15 protein-coding genes are annotated in these 18,192 nt (G+C 72.4%); 8 read left to right on the top strand and 7 right to left on the bottom strand.

Annotated features, from left to right (window positions below; genetic code table 11):
- The 6 genes from I4I78_RS16715 to I4I78_RS16690 form a co-directional block, all read left to right on the top strand.
- Positions 1-728, top strand: a 728-nt coding sequence (locus tag I4I78_RS16715; RefSeq protein WP_275957974.1) for a carboxyl transferase domain-containing protein, incomplete at its 5' end; no start/stop codon positions are given.
- 11 nt (positions 729-739) lie between these two features.
- A complete protein-coding gene (locus I4I78_RS16710) occupies positions 740-2,788 on the top strand; it encodes a biotin carboxylase N-terminal domain-containing protein (RefSeq protein WP_275957973.1) in 2,049 nt (682 codons plus the stop codon).
- A complete protein-coding gene (locus I4I78_RS16705; protein WP_218612261.1) occupies positions 2,785-4,365 on the top strand; it encodes a class I adenylate-forming enzyme family protein in 1,581 nt (526 codons plus the stop codon). The genes I4I78_RS16710 and I4I78_RS16705 overlap by 4 nt, the downstream gene beginning before the upstream one ends.
- Positions 4,366-4,409: 44 nt before the next feature.
- The gene (locus I4I78_RS16700; protein WP_226379853.1) at positions 4,410-5,129 is read left to right on the top strand and encodes an enoyl-CoA hydratase-related protein; all 720 of its coding nucleotides are present in this window, start codon (positions 4,410-4,412) and stop codon (positions 5,127-5,129) included.
- Positions 5,130-5,131: 2 nt separating this feature from the next.
- Positions 5,132-5,938 (top strand): TIGR03084 family metal-binding protein, encoded by an 807-nt coding sequence (locus I4I78_RS16695; RefSeq protein WP_218612259.1) that lies wholly within the window; start codon positions 5,132-5,134, stop codon positions 5,936-5,938.
- A complete protein-coding gene (locus tag I4I78_RS16690; protein ID WP_218612258.1) occupies positions 5,938-7,746 on the top strand; it encodes an acyclic terpene utilization AtuA family protein in 1,809 nt (602 codons plus the stop codon). Before I4I78_RS16695 ends, I4I78_RS16690 begins: the two co-directional genes overlap by 1 nt.
- A gap of 55 nt (positions 7,747-7,801) precedes the next feature.
- Here the strand turns inward: I4I78_RS16690 and I4I78_RS16685 are convergent, their stop codons facing one another.
- The 7 genes from I4I78_RS16685 to I4I78_RS16655 form a co-directional block, all read right to left on the bottom strand.
- Positions 7,802-9,061, bottom strand: coding sequence for an MFS transporter (locus I4I78_RS16685; protein ID WP_218612257.1), 1,260 nt, complete (start codon positions 9,059-9,061; stop codon positions 7,802-7,804).
- A gap of 123 nt (positions 9,062-9,184) precedes the next feature.
- Entirely contained in the window at positions 9,185-9,436 is a 252-nt protein-coding gene (locus tag I4I78_RS16680) for a hypothetical protein (RefSeq protein WP_218612256.1), read from the bottom strand.
- A gap of 194 nt (positions 9,437-9,630) precedes the next feature.
- On the bottom strand, positions 9,631-10,842 hold the full coding sequence (locus I4I78_RS33860; protein ID WP_218612255.1) for a GGDEF domain-containing protein: 1,212 nt from the start codon (positions 10,840-10,842) through the stop codon (positions 9,631-9,633).
- A 1,001-nt stretch (positions 10,843-11,843) separates the two neighbouring features.
- Entirely contained in the window at positions 11,844-12,326 is a 483-nt protein-coding gene (locus I4I78_RS16670; RefSeq protein WP_218612254.1) for a phosphohydrolase, read from the bottom strand.
- Between the two features lie 95 nt (positions 12,327-12,421).
- A complete protein-coding gene (locus I4I78_RS16665; protein WP_218612253.1) occupies positions 12,422-13,948 on the bottom strand; it encodes a tripartite tricarboxylate transporter permease in 1,527 nt (508 codons plus the stop codon).
- The gene (locus I4I78_RS16660; protein WP_218612252.1) at positions 13,945-14,502 is read right to left on the bottom strand and encodes a tripartite tricarboxylate transporter TctB family protein; all 558 of its coding nucleotides are present in this window, start codon (positions 14,500-14,502) and stop codon (positions 13,945-13,947) included. Before I4I78_RS16660 ends, I4I78_RS16665 begins: the two co-directional genes overlap by 4 nt.
- The gene (locus I4I78_RS16655) at positions 14,499-15,476 is read right to left on the bottom strand and encodes a tripartite tricarboxylate transporter substrate binding protein (protein WP_308252168.1); all 978 of its coding nucleotides are present in this window, start codon (positions 15,474-15,476) and stop codon (positions 14,499-14,501) included. The genes I4I78_RS16660 and I4I78_RS16655 overlap by 4 nt, the downstream gene beginning before the upstream one ends.
- A gap of 210 nt (positions 15,477-15,686) precedes the next feature.
- On the opposite strand from I4I78_RS16655, the gene I4I78_RS16650 reads away from it, so the two are divergent.
- Positions 15,687-17,393, top strand: a complete 1,707-nt coding sequence (locus tag I4I78_RS16650) for an ATP-binding protein (RefSeq protein WP_218612250.1) — start codon at positions 15,687-15,689, stop codon at positions 17,391-17,393.
- Positions 17,390-18,073 (top strand): response regulator, encoded by a 684-nt coding sequence (locus tag I4I78_RS16645; protein WP_218612249.1) that lies wholly within the window; start codon positions 17,390-17,392, stop codon positions 18,071-18,073. The genes I4I78_RS16650 and I4I78_RS16645 overlap by 4 nt, the downstream gene beginning before the upstream one ends.
- Positions 18,074-18,192: the final 119 nt, after the last annotated feature.

Here is an 18,192-nt window from a genome sequence, read left to right as displayed (position 1 = left end):
AGTCGAAGATCCCGTTCGACCCCCGCGAGATCCTGGCCCGCGTCGTCGACGGCTCCGAGTTCGACGAGTACAAGCCGCTCTACGGGACGTCGCTGGTCACCGGCTGGGCGCAGATCCACGGCTATCCGGTCGGGGTACTGGCCAACCACCGCGGGGTGCTGTTCTCCGAGGAGGCCAAGAAGGCCACCGAGTTCATCCTGCTGGCCAACCAGACCGACACCCCGCTGATCTTCCTGCAGAACACCACCGGCTACATGGTCGGCGCCGAGTACGAGCAGGGCGGGATCATCAAGGACGGCGCCAAGATGATCAACGCCGTCACCAACTCGACGGTGCCGCACCTGACGATCAACATGGCGAGCTCTTTCGGCGCCGGGAACTACGGCATGTCCGGGCGCGCCTACGACCCGCGGCTGATGTTCGCCTGGCCCAGCGCGAAGATGGCCGTGATGGGCGCCGCGCAGCTCGCCGGCGTCATGTCGATCGTGGGCAAGGCATCGGCGGAGTCGCAGGGCAAGCCGTTCGACACCGACGCGGACGCGCAGCGCACCGCGGCGATCGAGGCCCAGATCAACGACGAGTCGCACGCCTTCTTCATCACCGCCCGGCTCTACGACGACGGGATCATCGACCCGCGCGACACCCGCACCGTGCTGGGGATGTCGCTGTCCGCCGTGGCCTCGACCACCGTCGCCGGCCGTCGCGGCTTCGGCGTCTTCCGGATGTGAGCGCAATGCCGATGATCACGAAACTGCTGGTCGCCAACCGCGGCGAGATCGCGTCCCGGGTGATGCGCACCGCGCACCGCCTGGGCATCTCGACGGTCGCGGTGTACTCCGACCCGGACGCCGACGCCCCGTTCGTCACCCTCGCCGACGAGTCCGTGCGGCTCCCCGGTGCGACGCCGGCCGAGACCTACCTGCGCGCCGAGAAGGTGATCGCCGCCGCGCGGGCCACCGGCGCGGACGCGGTGCACCCCGGCTACGGGTTCCTCTCCGAGAACGAGGCGTTCGCCCGCGACTGCGCCGCCGCCGGACTGACGTTCGTCGGGCCGAGTCCGGAGGCCATCGCGTCGATGGGCTCCAAGCTCGAGGCCAAGGCGCTGATGGAGGCGGCCGGCGTCCCGGTGCTGACCGGCGCGACCGTCACCGACGACACCGACCTGTCCGCGGTCGCGGCCGGGATCGGGTTCCCGGTGCTGGTCAAGGCCGCGTTCGGCGGCGGTGGACGCGGGATGCGCGTCGTGGCCTCGGACGCCGAGCTCCGCGACGCCGTCGACGGGGCGCGGCGGGAGGCGGCGTCGGCGTTCGGCGACGGGACGGTGTTCCTGGAGCGTTTCGTCGTCGACCCGCGCCACGTCGAGGTGCAGATCCTGGGTGACACCAAGGGGACCGTGGTGCACCTCTACGAGCGCGAGTGCTCGATCCAGCGGCGCTACCAGAAGATCGTGGAGGAGAGCCCCTCGCCGGCCGTCGACGAGCCGTTGCGCCAGGAGCTCGGAGCGGCGGCCGTCGCGGCGGGCAAGGCGATCGGCTACACCGGCGCCGGGACGGTCGAGTTCGTGCTCGGGCAGGACGGTGCGTTCTTCTTCCTCGAGGTCAACACGCGGTTGCAGGTCGAGCACCCGGTGACCGAGCTGGTCACCGGGCTGGACCTGGTCGAGCAGCAGATCCGGGTCGCCGAGGGCGAGCCGCTCGGGGAGGACGTCACCGGCGCGCGGATCGACGGGCACGCGATCGAGGTGCGGCTCTACGCCGAGTCGGTCGCGCGGGGTGATGACGGGGTCGCGACCTACCTGCCCGCGACCGGCACGCTGCACCGCTTCGACGTGCCGGGGGACATCCGCGTCGACAGCGGCGTCGTCGACGGGTCGGTGGTCTCGCCGCACTACGACCCGATGCTGGCCAAGGTGATCGCGCACGGGCGCACCCGCGCCGAGGCCGCCCGCGCGCTGGCCCGGGCACTGGCCGGGGCGGCGCTGCACGGCGTCACCACGAACCGGGACCTGCTGGTCGGGATCCTGCGCGAGCCGGAGTTCCTGGCCGGGGGTACCGACACCGGGTACCTCGTCCGGCACGACCCGGTCGCGCTCGGTTCCGGCACGCTCGGCGCCGGCGGTGTCCGGCACGCCGCGGCCGCCGCGCTCGCGACGCAGGCCGGCAACCGCGCGTCGGCGCGGGTGCTGGGCGGGATGCCGTCGGGCTTCCGCAACGTCGGCGGCTCCCCGCAGCGGATCTCCTACACGCTCGGCGACCGAGAGATCGAGGTGACCTACCGGTTCCGGCGCGACGCCCACGGTGCCGCGCGGCCGCGCGCCGCAGGTGCGCCGTCGACCGGCGGGCTGGACGTCGCCGTGGACGGCGAGCCGCTCGGCGAGACCGTCGTCCTCCTGTCGGCGACCCCGGAGAACGTCGTGCTGGAGGTCGACGGTGTGCGCCGCGCCTACGCCGTGCACCGCCGCGCCGGCTGGTCCTACGTGGACGGCCCGGACGGGTCGGTGGCGCTGGCGCAGGTGCCGCGCTTCGCCGACCCGAACGCCGTCGCGCAGGCCGGGTCGCTGCTCGCGCCGATGCCGGGGACGGTCGTCCGGGTGCTGGGCGGGACCGGGGAGAACGTCACCGCCGGGCAGCCGCTGGTGGTGCTGGAGGCGATGAAGATGGAGCACACGGTCGTCGCACCGGGGGACGGCGTCCTGGGCGAGGTCCGGGTGGGCGCGGGCGACCAGGTCGACACCGGCCAGGTCCTGGCCGTGGTCGAGAACGCTGAACAGGAACCGGTGCAACCATGAACCTCGCCACGTTGCTGCGTCGCAGCGCCGCCGACCACGCGGGACAGGTGGCGCTGCGCCTGCCCGAGCCCGGCGGCACCGACACCGAGGTCGGCTACGCCCGCTTCGCCGAGTCGGCCGGGCGGTTCGCCGCGTTCCTGCGCGCGTCCGGCCTCGCACCGGGGGACCGGGTCGGGTTCTTCCTGCCGAACGGCCTGGAGTACCTCGAGGCCCTGCTCGGGACCTGGCAGGCGGGCGGGGTCGGCGTCCCGCTGAACTACATGTTCCCGGACGCCCCGCTGCGCCACGCCGTCGTCGACTCGGGTGCCCGCTACCTGCTCGTGCTCCCCGGCGACGTCGAGCGTCTGCACGCCGTGCTGGGGGACGCGGTCCCCGAGCTGCTCACGGTCGGGAGCAGCGCTGATGCTCGTTCCGCCGACGCTCCTCTCGTCGGCAGCTACCCGGCCGCGCTCGCCGCGCACGAGCCGAGCCACGAGGTCGTCCCGCGCCTGGACCGCGACGACGCGCTGCTGATGTACACCTCCGGCTCCACCGGCGTCCCGAAGGGCGTCCGCCAGACGCACCGCAACATCGCCGCGCAGGTCGAGGGCGTGATCGACCTCTACGAGATCGACGCGGGCGACCACGTCCTCAACTGCATGCCGCTGTTCCACGTCGGCGGGCTGCAGCTGGCGAGCCTGCCGGTACTGCTGCGCGGCGGGCAGATCACGTTCATGCCCCGCTGGGACCCGATCGCCTGGCTGGAGCTGGCGCAGCGGCTGCGCCCCACCTACGGCGGCCTGATCTCCACCATGATGATCGATGTCGGGAACCGGACGGTCGGTGCGCCGGTCGTGCTGGACTCGTTTCGGATCTGCATGTTCGGCGGTTCCCGCACCCCGACCGCGGCGATCGACCGGCTCGCCGCCGGCACCGGCATCGAGGGCATCGAGATCTACGGGCAGACCGAGCAGAGCGGCCTGGTCGTGTCCTACTCGCCCCGCGACGAGCGACGCCAGGACTCGATGGGCAGGCCGATGGAGCAGGTGGTCCGCACCCGCCTGGTGCCACTGGACGGAGCGCAGGCGGAGTCCGCATCAACACAGCACGGGGGCGACGACATCGCTCACGGGTCGCCGGACGTCGGCGAGCTGTGGGTGCAGGGCGATGCCGTCACCCCCGGCTACTGGAATGTCGACGCACCCGAGCGCTGGTCCGAAGGCTGGTTCCGCACCGGTGACCTGATGTCGGCCGACGCCGACGGCTACCTCTACTACGTCGACCGGATCGACGACATGATCGTTTCCGGTGGGGAGAACGTGTTCCCGCAGATGGTCGAGGAGCACCTGGCCGACCACCCGGACCTGGCCGAGGTCGCGGTGATCGGCACCGCGCACGAGCGCTGGGTCGAGCAGGTCACCGCCGTGGTGGTGCCGAACCGCGACGGCGTCACCGCCGACGACGTCGCGGCCTGGTGCGCGAACCACCCGGACCTGCGCGGCATCCACCGTCCGCGCCGGATCGAGGTTGTCGACGCGCTGCCCCGCACCGGCAGCGGCAAGCTGAACCGCCCCGAGCTGAGGAAGAAGTTCCCGTGAGCAGTGATGTCGTGACCTACGAGGTGACCGACGGTGTCGCCTGGATGACGATCGACCGCCCGGACGCCCGCAACGCGCTCTCGCGCGACGTCCGCGACGGGCTGTGGGAGGGCACCCGGGCGTTCGTCGACGACGACTCCGCCGCAGTGCTCGTGCTGACCGGCGCGGGCGACAAGGCGTTCTGCGCCGGCGGCGACCTCAAGGAGATGGCGCAGACCTCGCTGGAGGTCCCGCCGCCGGACTTCCTGCCCCAGTTCGGCCGCAACATCGACGTGGGAAAGCCGACGATCGCCGCCGTCAACGGCGTCGCCTACGCCGGCGGCTTCCTGCTCGCCCAGCAGTGCGACCTGGTCGTGGCCGCCGAGCACGCCCGGTTCGCCGTGTCCGAGGTGAAGGTCGGGCGCGGCTCGCCGTGGGCGGCGCCGCTGAGCTGGCTGGTGCCGCCGCGGGTGGCGCTCGAGATCCTGCTGACCGGCGACCCGCTCGACGCCGCCCGGGCCCGCGAGGTCGGGCTCGTCAACCACGTCGTCCCGGCCGCCGAGCTGCGGGAACGCACGCAGGCGCTGGCCGCGGGGATCGCGGCGAACGCGCCCCTGTCGGTGGCCGCGGGCAAGCGCACCGCCTACCTGTCCGCGCACCACGATCTCGCCGAGGCCTACGAGGTGGCCGAGGAGATCTGGGCGCCGGTGTACCGCTCGGCCGACGCGCAGGAGGGCCCGGCCGCGTTCCGGGACAAGCGCGCCCCGGTCTGGAAGGGGAGATAGACATGCCCGTGTCGATGGACGCACTCGCCGACGACCTGGCCGCGGAGTCGGCCGTGTTGCGCGACCTGCTCGCGCCGCTGCAGGAGCACGAGTGGCGGCTCCCCACCCCGGCCGCGGGCTGGAGCATCGGCGACCAGGTCTCACACCTGGCGCACTTCGACGACGTCGCCGTGCGGTCCGCGACCGACCCGGACGCGTTCGTCGCGTACCGGGAGAAGATCGAGGCCGACGGCGGCATCGACCCGGACACGATCGCCGCGACGTTCCGCGACCTGACCGGCGCGCAGCTCCTGCCGTGGTTCGACGAGGCCCGCGCCCGGCTGCTCACCTCGTTCCGGGCGCTGGACCCGTCGGCGCGGGTGCCGTGGTTCGGCCCGCCCATGAGCGCCGCGTCGTCGCTCACCGCGCGGATCATGGAGACCTGGGCGCACGGGCAGGACGTCGCGGACACCGTCGGCGTCGCGCGGGCACCGAGCCCGCGGCTGCGCCACGTCGCGCACATCGGGATCGGGGCGCGGAGATACAGCTACGCCGTCAACGAGAGGGCGCTGCCCGAGGCCCCGATCCGGGTCGAGCTCGCCGCCCCGGACGGGTCGGCGTGGACCTGGGGGCCGGACGACGCGCCGGACCGCGTCACCGGCACCGCGCTGGACTTCTGCCTCGCCGTCACCCAGCGACGGCACCGCGACGACACGTCGCTGACGATCACCGGCCCGGCCGCGACCGAGTGGATGACGATCGCACAGGCCTTCGCCGGCGACGCCGGCACCGGCCGCGTGGCCGGACAGTTCAGTGGAGGACAGGCCTGATGACCACCGCCACAACGACCACCGCCACGATCACCACCGCCCGCCCGATCCGCATCGGCAACTGCTCCGGCTTCTACGGCGACCGGGTCGCCGCTGCCAAGGAGATGGTCGAGGGAGCCTCGGCCGACGGGCAGGGCATCGACGTCCTGTGCGGGGACTACCTCGCCGAGCTGACCATGCTCATCCTGGCCAAGGCGCAGGCCAAGGACCCCTCCGCCGGGTACGCGAGGACGTTTCTCACCCAGGTGGAGGACGTGCTCGGCACGTGCCTGGAACGCGGGATCCGGATCGTCGCCAACGCCGGCGGGCTGAACCCGTCCGGGCTCGCCGACGCCGTGCGGGAGATCGCCGGCAGGCTCGGGCTGGACGCGAAGGTCGCCCACGTCGAGGGCGACGACCTGCGCGGCGACCTCGGCGCGATCACACCCCCGGTCGTCGGCGAGCCGGTCTCGGCGAACGCCTACCTGGGCGGGTGGGGGATCGCCGAGGCGCTCGGCGCCGGGGCCGACGTCGTCGTCACCGGGCGGGTCACCGACGCCTCGCTGGTCGTCGGGCCGGCCGCGTGGTGGCACGGCTGGGACCGGTCGGACTTCGACGAGCTGGCCGGGGCCGTCGTCGCCGGGCACGTGATCGAGTGCGGCCCGCAGGCCACCGGCGGCAACTACTCGTTCCTCGACGAGATCACCGACCGCCGCTACCCGGGCTTCCCGGTCGCCGAGGTCGCCTCCGACGGTTCCTCGGTGATCACCAAGAACGCCGGCACCGGCGGGCTGGTGTCGGTCGGCACCGTCACCGCGCAGCTGCTCTACGAGATCGGGCCCCCGGCCTACCTCGGCCCGGACTGCACGTCGCACTTCGACACGATCCGCCTGAGGCAATCCGGTGAGCACCGGGTCGAGATCTCGGGCGTCCGCGGCAGCGCGCCGCCGGAGACGCTGAAGGTCGCGCTGAACGACGTCGGCGGCTACCGGAACACGATGACGCTCGTGCTCACCGGCCTCGACATCGAGGCGCGCGCCGCCTACGCCGAGCAGCTGCTGTTCGAGGTGCTCGGCGGGCGGGAGCGTTTCGCCGAGGTCGACACCCGGCTGCTGCGCTTCGACCACGTCGACGCCCCGGGCAACGAGCAGGCCGTCGCGCACCTGCGGATCACGGTGAAGGACCCGGACCCGAAGAAGGTCGGGCGGGCGTTCTCCAACGCCACCATGCAGCTCGCACTGGGCGGGTACGCCGGGTTCCACACCACGACCCCGCCCGGTGCCGAGTCCCAGTTCGGCGTCTACCGTCCGGCCGCCGTCCCGCGCTCCGCGGTGACCCAGACCGTCGTGCTGCCCGGCGGCGAGCGCAGGGTCGTCGCCGACCCCCTTTGCAGTGCGCACCCCGACGCCACCGCCACCGACGCCACCACTACCGACGCCGAAACCGTCGATGCCGGGCGGACGCACGGGGGTGCGCACAGCAAAGGACCCACTCAGAGGGTCCCGCTGGGCACCGTGTGCGGGGCCCGCTCGGGCGACAAGGGCGGGCACGCGAACATCGGGGTCTGGGGCCGCGACGAGGCCTCGTCCGCCTGGCTCCGGGAGTTCCTGACCCCGGACACGGTCCGCGGGCTGCTCGGCCCGGAGGCCGCGGAGCTCGAGATCGAGGTGTTCGCGCTGCCCAACCTGCGGGCGGTGAACGTGCTGGTGCACGACATCCTCGGCGACGGCGTCGCGTCGTCGACCCGGCCGGACCCGCAGGCCAAGGGGCTCGGGGAGTACCTGCGCAGCAAGCTGGTGGACGTGCCGGAGTCGCTGCTGCGATCGTGACTCCCGTCGTTGCTGCGGCCCCGGTCCCGACGGGCGCCACCACCCCGCTCGAGTGCTACGGCGACCCTCGCGACAGCTCGCGGGCCGGCGCGGTGGCCAGGAGCCCGACGAGCAGGAGCACCGCGGCGGTGCCGACCGCGGCCACGCCGGCCGCGGACGACCAGCGCTGGGCGACGAGGCCCCCGGCGAGCAACGCCAGCCCCTGGGCGCCGATCAGGCCGGCGGCGGCGAGACCGGTGGCCCGGCCGCGCGCCGTGACCGGGGCCCGGCGGACGAAGCTGGCCTGCGCCTGGACCAGCGCGGCCGCGACGCAGGCCCCGGTCACCGACCACAGGACGATCGCGACGCCGACGCTCGGGACCAGCGCGCTGACGCCCAGCGGCGGGCCGGCCGCGATCGCCAGAGGCAGCGTCGCGCGCTCCCGCACGCGCCGCGGGACCCACCGAGTGAACACCAGCGCCCCGACGACGCTGCCGGCCGGGATCGCGGCCATCAGCAGGCCCACCGCGAGCGGACCGGCCCCGAGCTCGGCGGCGTAGGAGACGGCGAGCCCCTCGGGGGCGATGAAGCAGCCGGCCAGCCAGACGATGAGCGCGAGCGTCCGCAGCTGCGGGTCGCCGAACACGGTGCGGGCGCCCTCGGCGATGTCACCGGTCCAGCTCCGCGGCGTCCCCGCGTCCGAGCCGGTCCCGGCCGGGGATGGGCGGCGCCGGACGCCGAGGCGCACCACCAGGGCCGAGATCCCGAACGTCGCGGCGTTGATCGCGAGCGTGGCGTGCGGGGCCAGGACGACGAGTACGGCGCCGCCGGTGGCGAACCCGGCGACCTGGGCGGTCTGGCCGGTGATCTGCCGGACGGCGTAGCCGCGTTCGAGCAGGTCGCCGCGGAGCACCTCGGGCAGCAGCGCACCCTGGGCCGCGGTGTGCGGGGATCCGAGCAGCACCGTGGCGATGATCAGTGCGCACAACACCGGCAGCGGGAGTCCCGGCCAGACCATCGGCAGGGCCAGCAGCATGCGGCCCAGGTCGCTGACGATCATGACGCGGCGGCGCGGGTAGCGGTCGGCCACCCATCCCAGGAGCGCGCCGCCGAGCAGCGCCGGGAGGAAGGTCAGCGCGTAGACCATGGCCGACAGCGCCGCGGAGTCGGTGCGTTCGAACACCAGGACCGAGAACGCGACCCGGGCGAACTGGTCGCCGAGGACGGAGACTGCCTCGGCGCCCCACAGCGCGCGGAACTCGGCAACGCCGAACACGGCGCTGACCCGCGCGGGACGGGCCGCGTGGTCGACGCCCGGCTCTCGCTCCTGGCTCACCGCTCCGCCCCCTCGACGCCGGTCGCCGTCGATCGACTGCGGCCACGTCGAACCTACGTCCGACGAGGGGATCGGTCACGTGCTGTATGCCGGGCAACACGAAGAGTCGCTCGCGGCGAGCGGCTATCGACGGTCGACGTGGGAGAAGCCGGCTCGGCCAGGCTCTTCCATGGACGCGATGGCGCGGTCGACGGCGTCGTGCACCAGCCTGCTCGGCGTCCCGTCCCGCAGGCGCTCGAGGACGAGTATGACCTCGAAGCGCTCGTCGACGGAGAGGGTGTGCGGCACGGCCGGCGGGCTCGACGCAGAGCGACGGTGCGTGCCTCCGGACGGGGCTCGGACGCTCCCGTCGGCGACGTGCCAGTAGCGGTTCATCGTTCCTGAGAGTACTTGATTCATCACCCTGTTCAGGTGCGTCCACCGACGGACCAAGCCTTTCGGTGGAGTCACCGACGACACTGCGTAGGCGTAACTGGGGCCCGGCCGGTGGAGTCCGACCCGAAGGGTCGCGTGTACGCGACCGAGCCCTGAGCCGACCGGGCCCTGGAGGGTGGCGCTGCCGGCTGGGCTCAACGGGTCTCGTGATCGGTCTCGCCGAGATGCGGGCCAGCAGCCGAGTCCACCAGCCGGACCCTGTTCCGACCCGCGCGTTTGGCTGCGTACAGCGCCTTGTCGGCCCGAGCCAGCAGTGTCGTGACGGCTTCGCCGTCGTGTGGGTAGACCGCGCCGCCCACCGAGGCGGTGATGGTGTCCAGGGTGATCGGTCCCTCAGGGGAGTCGATGTCGACTCTGATGTCGGCGATGGCGAGCCGTACCCGCTGGGCAATAGCCGTTGTCTCGGCGGTCCCGACGCGGCGGTCCAGGTTGGGCATCAGCATCACGAACTCCTCCCCGCCGAAGCGACCGACCACGTCCGCGCCGCGAACCTGGCCTCGGAGGACCAGGCCGACGGCGGAGAGCACCTCGTCGCCGGCGAGATGGCCGTGGGTGTCGTTGATGCCTTTGAACCGGTCCAGATCGATCATCAGGAGCAGGGCCGCGTTCGCGCGGTGCCGGGCCCGGTCGAGAGTCTGCGTCGCCTCGAGGTGCCATGCTGCTGAATTGAGTACGCCCGTCTTGCTGTCAATTCGGGCCTCTTGAACCAGTTGGCGCGACAGAACCGTCCGGTGCAGAAGCAGCAGGGGCGGAATGGTGAACAGCAGGGTGAGCGGGCCTGTGATGGTCACGGTGGCGGCGACGAGCGCACCGAGGCACAGTGTCGCAATTTCGACGCCCACTCCCTCGCCTCGCCGCACCAGCGTTTGAGCGAATGTCATGTCCGGCGTTGTCATAGCGACAACACCGACCACAAGGCTCGTATTCACGACCGTATATGTTAATAGCGCGAACACGAGAACGATGAAGTCGATGTCGCCAAGGTGAAGAATGGGTAACTGGTCGATGTAGCGGATGGACGCGCCGGCGGCGTGCACCGCGAGGATTACGGTAGCGGCGTTGAAGATCTGCCGGTAGAGCGGCGTTTTAGCCGGTCGGAGCACTCTTGCGTAGAAATGCAGATAGATGAGTACGACGGCGACCGTCGCCAGCGACAGCGGGAGAGTCACGGCGGCGGCGAATGTCCATACCGATGTGAGATCTACGTGCCCCGGTCCTCCGACGCGTCTTCGCGTCTGTTCGACGCCATGCGAGATCTCCGTATACGCAATTGCGGCGATCGTCAAATAGGCCAGAAGCACCAACGACGACTGGTTCGGACGGTCCAGTAGGGCATCGATTACCACCAACCCGATTGCGAGCAGTTCGACCGTTAGGACGGCCGTCAAGACCTGTCTCGGTAATTGCCATACTGCCCATCGGGTGGTGTCACTGAACCGAATCGGTGAAGATTTCATAACTCTATTTCCAGCCCGAAGTCCACGTGCTCATACTTCAGTCGGGCCAAAGGAGCTCCTTACGCCTGCATCAGGGTATTTCGAGATGTGACGACGAGAAGAGGATACGGCACGAGCGTCTGGCACGGATGGGAGACGGTTCCGGAACCTCTCGAAACGGTCCGAACGCGCAGTAGTTCATTGGCTACGCAGCGCTGGTCGACGGTGGCCGTCCGTGCCTTCTGTCAGGCTATCAAGATCAACATGGGCTTCCCCGGTCAACGGCGGGGCCCACGAAATGAGGGGAGTTCACGGTGGCGAAGAACTGGGGCTGGTGACTCGAGTGGCGGCGGCCTCCCCGGCCGCCCGCGTGTGTCCGACAGAGGAGGGGGGGGTGTGCAGCCGTGGCGAAGAACTGGGGCTGGTGACCGGCGGGGCCTCGTGGCCCATGCGGGACGGGTGAGTGCGAGCGGAGAAGGAGGTGTTGGTCGATGGCGAAGAACTGGGGCTGGTGACGTCCGTCCGATCCGAGTTGAGCGAGTCAGAATGGAGGTGCGGTCGTGAACCGGAACTGGGGCTGGTAGCCGCGAGAGTCGCGGGAACGAGGCCGATCTGTGCAATGAGCGGGTCGAGGGCGACGTATCCACACCGTGGTGGATAGGTCCCCTACGGCCGGTCGGTCGGCTCGCGACCACTGCTCGTGGTCAAGATCTGTGCGTTGTTCCCGACCGGCTACAGGCGCCGGTGCTTGACGATCCGGGCGTCTGTCGCGGCGCGTCAGCAGTCTTCCCGACGGCGGCCGAGGCGACGAAGAGCCTGGTGCGGCGACGAACGCGCCTACCGAGGCCGCTCCGCAGACGCGGGATCTCGCCCGCTCGTGGGTGCATCGGTGAGCGACGTCGTCGATCGAGTCAGAGCGTGCGAGAGGCCGAACGGAGGGCCTCGGTCCGGGAGACGGCGGCGAGCACGGAGGCGAGATCGGTGGCCGGGAGGACCTGGCCGCCGTCCGACCCGGTGGTGGCGTCGCAGTACCAGAGTGCGTCCCGGGTCGGGGTGGCCTCGTCCACGTGACGCCCCGGGGCGAACCCACGTCGCGCGGCCCGCTCCGCCGCACCGGCATGGTGCGCGACCAGCGCGACGATGCGCTCGTCGTAGCCGCGGACGTCGAGGAAGCGGGCGGCATCGAACGGGGCGAATCCGGTACGGGCGACGACGGGGGAGCCCCCGATCCCGTGCAGGATCGCCGCGGTCATCAGGGGGTCCCGGTCCACGCCGGGGAGCCCGGAGAGCTCCCGTGCCCGGATGGTGACGTGCTGGGCGCGCAGCCACCGCTCCGGCGCCTGAGCGGCCAGCAGCGTCTCGGCCAGCGCACGCGCGTCGTCGAACCGGGGCATGTGCCGACCCTAGCCGCGCCCGTCACGCCGGCACCCGGACAGGCGACGCGCCCGCCCCGGGGTCGGGACGGGCGCGTCGGTGGTGCACGGGGACGTCAGACCCGCTCGTCCTCCTTCTCGGCCGGGGTGTCGGCGGCCGGGCGACGTGAGGTGATCACCTTCAGGATCAGCGGGACCACGAACAGCGCCACGATGAGGGTGTAGACGATGATCGACAGCGGCGTGGAGACCAGCGTCGAGACGTCCCCGTCGGCGATCTGCAGGGCGCGGCGCAGCTGCAGCTCCGCGTCCGGCCCGAGGATCACGCCGATGATCGCCGGCAGCACCGGCAGGCCGTAGCGGCGCATCAGGAACCCGACGGCGCCGATCGCGAGCAGAACCAGCAGGTCCACCGGCTGCCCGCTCACCGCGTAGGCGCCGACGCAGGCGAAGAACAGGATGCCCGCGTAGAGGTAGGGCCGCGGAATGCGCAGCAGCTTCGCCCACGCCGGGGCCAGCGGCAGGTTCAGCACCAGGAGCAGGACCAGGCCGATGAACAGGCTGGCGATCAGCGTCCAGACCAGCTCCGGCTCGCGGTCGAACAGCAGCGGTCCGGGCTGGATGCCGAACTGCTGGAACGCCGCGAGCATGACCGCCGCGATCGCGGTCGTCGGCAGGCCGAGGGTCAGCATCGTGGCCAGGGTCCCGGCCGAGGACGCGCTCGCCGCGGACTCCGGACCGGCGACGCCCTCGATGGCGCCCTTGCCGAACTCGTCGCGGCGCTTCGACAGGCGCCGTTCGGTCACGTACGACATGAACGTCGACATCTCCGCGCCGCCGGCCGGGATCGAGCCGAACGTGAACCCGATGAACGGGCCGCGCAGCCACGGTTTCCAGGTGCGGCGCAGGTCCTCGCGCCCGAGCCACGGGCGTCCGACCGGGATCACCTCCTGCGCGGAGCGCCGCAGGTGCGCGGCGACCCACAGGGCCTCGCCGACGGCGAACAACCCGACCGCGACGATCACGACGTCGATGCCGTCGGCGAGCTGTGGGACCCCGAACGTCAGCCGCGGCTGGCCGCTGATCGGGTCCAGCCCGACCAATCCGATCGTCAGTCCCAGCGCCAGCGAGGCGAACCCGCGGACCCGGGAGGCACCCAGGACGCCGGTGACGGCGACGAACGCCAGCACCATGATCGCGAAGTAGTCCGGGGCGCCGATGTCCACCGCGACCGATGCGACGAGCGGGGCCAGCAGCACCAGCCCCGTCACGCCGACGATGCCGCCGATGAAGTGCCCGATCGCGGCCGTGGCCAGTGCCTGCGCGCCGCGTCCCTGTTTGGCCATCGGGTTGCCCTCGATCGCCGCCATCACCGACGCGGACTCGCCCGGGGTGTTGAGCAGGATCGAGGTGGTGGAGCCGCCGAACATGGCGCCGAAGTAGATCCCGGCGAACATGATGAACGCGCCGGTCGGCTCGAAGGCGTAGGTGACGGGCAGCAGCAGCGCCACCGCCATGGCCGGGCCGATGCCCGGCAGTACCCCGATCGCGGTGCCGAGCAGCACCCCGATCGCGGCGAAGAGCAGGTTTCCCGGGGTCAGCGCGTTGCCGAACCCGTTCATCAGCAGGTCGAAGGTGTTCATCCGCCGAACACCGCCATCAGGGGCCCGCCGGGCAGGTCGACGCCGAGCAGGGTGTCGAAGACGAACCAGGTCACCAGCGAGACCGCCGCGGCGATCACCAGGTCGCGCGGGAACGCCCGGGACCCCAGCGCGTAGGTCGCGCCGGCGAACAGCACGGTGCCGGCGATCGGCCAGCCCAGCAACGGGATCAGGGCGGCCGTGGCGACGAGCACCCCGGCCAGCATCCCGACCGTGCGCAGGTCCATCGGCGCATCGAGGTCGACGTCCTCGCCGCCCTCGGCCTCGCCGCGTCCGCCGCGCAGGATGTCGATCGTCAGCAGGACGGAGAGCAGCAGCAGCGCCCCGCCCAGCACGAGCGCGATCGTGCGCGGCCCGATCGGGTCGGAGTCGGTGCCGCCGCCGGACTCGGCCAGGGTGTCGATCACGACCAGCAGGCCCACGACGAGCAGCAGGACGGAGACGCCCAGCTCGGAGCGCCCGCGCAGCCAGCTTCGCAGCCCGCCGGGAGCGGGCGTGCCGGACCCCGGGCCCGGCCTGTCCTCGGTCACCGTCATGACGTCAGCCCCAGTTCCCGCAGCACGCCTGCGACCCGGTCGTTCTCGGACGCGAGGAACGCGCCGAACTGGTCTCCCGGCAGGTAGGCGTCCTGCCAGCCGTTGAGCTTCAGCGCCTCGGCCCACTCCGGGCTCGAGCGCAGCTCGTCGAACGCGCGTACCAGCTCCGCCTTGCCGGCCTCGTCCAGGCCGGGCGGGGCGACGACGCCGCGCCAGTTGGTGAAGTCCAGGTCCACGCCGGCCTCGCGCAGGGTGGGTGCGTCCACGCCCGGGGCGCGCTGCCCGGACGTCACGGCCAGCACCCGCAGGTCGCCGGACTCGACCTGGTCGGCGAACTCGCCGAGCCCGGAGACCCCGAACGCGACCTTGCCGCCGAGTACCGAGGCCAGCAGCTCCCCGCCGCCGTCGTAGGCGACGTAGTTGACCCGCTTGGCGTCGAGCCCCGCACCCTCGGCCATCAGCATCGGGGCCAGGTGGTCCGGCCCGCCGGGCGAGGACCCGCCACCGACCGGGACGCCGCCCGGGTTGGCCTTCCAGGCCGCCAGGAGCTGGGCCAGGTTGCGGTAGGGCGAGTCCTTGGCGACGACGACGATCTCGGCCTCCTCGGTCAGCCGCGCGATCGGCGTCGTCTCGGCCAGGGTCGCCGGGGAGTCGTTGGAGTAGACGCTGCCGACCACACCCAGGCCCATGCTCATCACGAGCTTGCCGTTGCCGGACTCGTTGACGGTCCGGCCGAGGCCGACGGTGCCGCCCGCGCCGGGCAGGTTGAACACCTCGATCGGGCCGGTGAGGCCGCCGTCCTCCATGGCCTTGGACGCGCTGCGGGCGGTGACGTCGTAGCCGCCGCCGGGGGCGTTGGGCACGAGCATCCGCAGGCCGCGCAGCTGGGCGCCGTCACCGCCTCCGGTGAGCGCGCCCACCGCAGGGGGAAGGAGCAGGAGCGCGGCCACGACCGCGACCACGGTGGCCACGATCGGGCCGGTTCTGCGCGGGGGACCGGCACGTGCGGTCTCCTCCGGTGGTGAATCCGTCGTCGTCGAACGGTTCATGCCCTGTCCTGCCTCGCCGTCGGGGTGGGAACGCGACGAGTGTGCGCAGCGGCACCCGGCGTTGTCTGCCTTGCCGCCACAACGGTCGTTGTGGTCTTTTCGGTCACGGTGGTGCGCGGCCTTAACCTGTGCCCCATGCGACGACGCGCGGCGGGTGGTGGGTCCGGGCGCCGCCGTCCGGGCCGGCGGTCGCTCGCGCGTCAGATGTTGCTGTGGCAGCTGACGGTGGTGCTGGTCCTGCTGGGGGCCGTGGCGGCGTTGGCCGTCGTGCAGTCCGAGGCCGCGTTCCGCGACACCCAGGGACGCCGGATGCTCTCGGTCGCCGAGGACGTCGCGGCCGTCCCGACCGTGCGCACCGCGCTGGCCGGGGGCCGGTTCGACCTGCTGCCCTCGTTCGCACGCAGCGCCGAGAACCTGTCCGGCGCGAACGAGATCGTGATCGTGGACGGCTCGTCGGTGGTGCGCACCTCGCCGGACCCGGCGCAGGTCCGGACCCGGTTCGATGCCGGGGCGAGCACCGCGCCGTCCGGACGGGCGTGGGTCGGGAACCCGGACGGGCGCACCGTCGTCGCGCAGGTCCCGGTGATCGGCGACCGCGGTGCGGTGATCGGCCTGGTCTCGGCCGGGATCCGCGCGCCCTCGCCGTGGGAGGCACTGGCCTCGGCCCGGGCCGAGGTGCTGGGCCTGCTCGGGCTGGCGCTGCTGCTGGGCGTCGCCGGGTCACTGCTGCTGGCGCGGCGGGTGCGCCGCCAGACCCTCGGGCTGGAGCCGGACGAGATCGTCGAGCTGGTGCAGCGCCGCGAGGCGATGCTGCTCGGGATCAAGGAGGGCGTGGTCGGCCTGGACCCCGGCGACCGGATCACGCTGCTCAACCCGGTCGCCCGCGACCTGCTCGGCCTGCCCGGCGCCGTCCCGGGCGACCCCGTCGGCTCGCTCGGGCTGGCCCCGCGGCTGCGCGACGTGCTCACCGGCGCGGCAGCGGGGGAGGACCAGCTGGTGCTCAGCGACACCAGGGCCCTGGTGCTCAACCGGATGCCGGTGCAGGTCGACGGGCGCTCCGTCGGTGCGGTCGTCACGCTGCGCGACCGCACCGAGCTGGCCGCCCTGGAGCACCGCCTGGACGCCTCGCGCACGGTTACCGACACGCTGCGTGCGCAGGCGCACGAGTTCTCCAACCGGCTGCACACGATCGCCGGGCTGACCGAGCTGGGCGAGCACGAGGAGGTCCGGCGGTTCGTGGCCGGCATCGTCGCGGCGTCCGAGGCATGGCGGCGCGAGGTCGTCACCCGGGTCGGAGACGCCGCCGCGGCCGCACTGCTGGTGGCCAAGGCCAGCCAGGCGACCGAGCGCGGGGTGCAGCTGGCGTTCGCGGCCGACGCCCGGTTGCCCGCGGTGGATCCCGGACGTGACCCGGAGCTGTCCGCGGACCTGGTCACGGTGCTCGGGAACCTGATCGACAACGCGGTGGACGCGGCGGCGGGCGCGCCCGGGCCCGCCCGGGTCGAGGTCGGGCTCGACCTGGGCACCGGGACGCCGGGGGTGGTGGAGGTACGGGTGCGCGACTCCGGGCCGGGGGTGGCCTCCGAGCTGGTGGAGGAGGTCTTCCGCTACGGCTTCAGCACCAAGGCGGCCGAGCACGACCTCGGCGGCGGGCCCGGCGGCCGCGTCCCGGGGGGCCGCGGGCTGGGCCTGGCCCTGGCCCGCCAGGCGTGCCTGCGGCGCGGTGGCGGCATCACCCTGCGCAACGCCTCCGGAGGTGGTCCGTCCGGTGGCGCCGAGTTCACCGCGACGCTGCCGCTGGCTCCCTCGCCCGCCCTCGACGTCGAGGTGGTGTCGTCGTGAGGGTCCTCGTCGTCGACGACGACTTCATGGTGGCCAAGGTGCACTCGGGCTACGTCGAACGCGTCCCGGGCTGCACCGTCGTCGGCGTCGCGCACCGCGGTGGCGAGGCACTGGAGCTGGCTGCTGCGCTGCGTCCGGATCTGGTGCTGCTCGACGTGTACCTGCCGGACATGTCCGGTCTCGAGGTGCTCCGGGCCCTGCGCACCGGGGCCCCCGACGACCCGTTCGTCCTGGTCGTGACGGCCGCCGACGACGCCGACACGGTGGCCGCTGCGCTGCACGGCGGTGCCCTGCACTACCTGGTCAAGCCGTTCGACTCGGCCGCGCTGGGCGAGCAGGTGCGGCGCGCCGCGCGGATGCGCAGCGAGCTCGGCGGGCTGCGGCGGGCGGGGCAGGACGACATCGACCGGCTCTTCGGCAGCGCCGCCCCGGCCTCCGGCGCCGGGCCCGAACGTCTGCCCAAGGGACTCACGACACCGACCGCGGAGCTCGTCGCCCGGGTGCTGCGCGCGCATCCCGGCGAGGACCTCTCGGCGACCGAGTGCGCCGAGGAGGCGTCGCTGTCGCGGGTCAGCGCGCGCCGCTACCTGGAGCATTTCGTCGGCACCGGCGCCGCGACCGTCCGCCTGCGCTACGGCGGCACCGGACGTCCGGAACGCCGGTACCGGTGGACGGGGTAGTGGTCGCCTCCGCGAGTGGGAGCTGAGAGCTCCTCAGCAATCGGCGTGGACATGGGCTGTTCACACGGCTAATATAGAACACATGTTCGACACATTGACCAGGTCGGTGGGAACCGGGG

This window comes from Pseudonocardia sp. KRD291 (genome assembly GCF_019263595.1).
Lineage (GTDB): Bacteria > Actinomycetota > Actinomycetes > Mycobacteriales > Pseudonocardiaceae > Pseudonocardia.
The sequence above is the reverse complement of the archived record's forward strand: the minus strand, read 5'-3'. Positions and strand labels throughout refer to the sequence as shown.